Annotated in this window: 1 protein-coding gene; it reads left to right on the top strand. The window is 47.6% G+C overall.

What is annotated here, in order from left to right; genetic code table 11:
- Nucleotides 1–122 precede the first annotated feature (122 nt).
- Nucleotides 123–1,382, top strand: a complete 1,260-nt coding sequence (locus tag A9165_RS16375; protein ID WP_065956674.1) for an IS4 family transposase — start codon at nt 123–125, stop codon at nt 1,380–1,382.
- Nucleotides 1,383–1,401: the final 19 nt, after the last annotated feature.

The following is a 1,401-nucleotide window of genomic DNA, read 5'->3' on the forward strand; positions in this document are numbered from 1 at the left end:
CGGCCTCGCCTGATTTATCCACACGTCTCCGGTACCGGTAAGAGCTCTGACCCTGAGGTATCCCCACGAAATAGGATGATAAAACAAAGGATTAAATAAATTGGTATAGGAAGGGAACATTCATGGCGCTCGATGATCAGATCTTTCGCCAAAAAAAACAATCAGGAATCGCCATGAATGTTCAGCACATCCTAACCAATTTCATTCACGCTGTCACACCTTCTATGCATAGTGCCCGGCGCAAGGCGCTACAAAATATAGTCTTAAGTGCCTCGACCCAGCAGCAATTAACCGTCACTTCGCTTGGGCGGAACCTTGACACGCAAGCCTATGAAAAGCATCGAATAAAAAGTGCTGATCGTCTACTCTCTAATACCCAACTTTTTTATGAGTTACCGCACATTTATCAGCAACTGGCCCGATATTTTGCAGGTTATCAAGCACAGCCAGTGATTTTGGTCGACTGGTCAGACTTAGAGCCCGGTCAGCAGTTCTTCCTGCTGCGCGCCGCATTGGCATGTGAGGGGCGTTCGATAACCCTTTATGAGGAAGTTCATTCTCTGGCGACTAAAGATAAACCCCAAACTCATCAGCAATTTCTAAGGCGCCTTCACGCAATACTACCGGCAAGCTGCAAGCCCGTTATCGTTACAGACGCCGGATTTCGTGGTCCTTGGTTTAGGCAAGTACTGGATATCGGATGGGACTATGTTGGCCGGGTGAGAAACCAAACAAATTATCGCCTTACTCCGCTGCCGTGGCAGCGCTGTACCTCGCTGTATCCCAGAGCCACTAAACGGGCGCAATGGTTCAATCATGTCGAGTTAGCCAAAGAACGCCCATTAATCACCAATTTTGTGCTGTTTAAAGACAAAGCCAAAGGACGACGAGTTTACAACAGAAAAGGTGAGCGAAACCAAAGTAATAGGAATGAACTGGCAGCAAAGAGCTGGAAAGAGCCCTGGCTTTTAGCGACGTCATTAGCTGTCACTCATCAAGGTCAAGCCAATAGCATTGTGAAGCGTTATCAAGCCCGAATGCAGATAGAAGAAAGCTTCCGGGATATGAAGTCGGTGCGGTTTGGCTTGGGCATGAGTTTGCATAATACAAAGAAAATGAATCGTTTAGCGATAATGGTAATGATCTCGACACTCGCGGGTCTGTATCTCTATTTGATTGGGCTGCTTGGTCGGGTTGCCGGCTTTGCCCGCTACTTCCAGGCGAATACCGTTAGGGACACTTTTGTCATGAGCTGTCTGTCTTTGGGGCGACGATTACTAGCCAGATGCTTTGATGTCATAGATGAATTGATGGAAGGCATTGATGTCTTCGAGCGACTCCGACAGCATACTTTGGAGTATGCTGTTCGGTGGGAGCCTTAAAATCGTGGGGATCTATCAG

Source organism: Alishewanella sp. HH-ZS (assembly GCF_001704375.1).
Taxonomy (GTDB): domain Bacteria; phylum Pseudomonadota; class Gammaproteobacteria; order Enterobacterales; family Alteromonadaceae; genus Alishewanella; species Alishewanella aestuarii.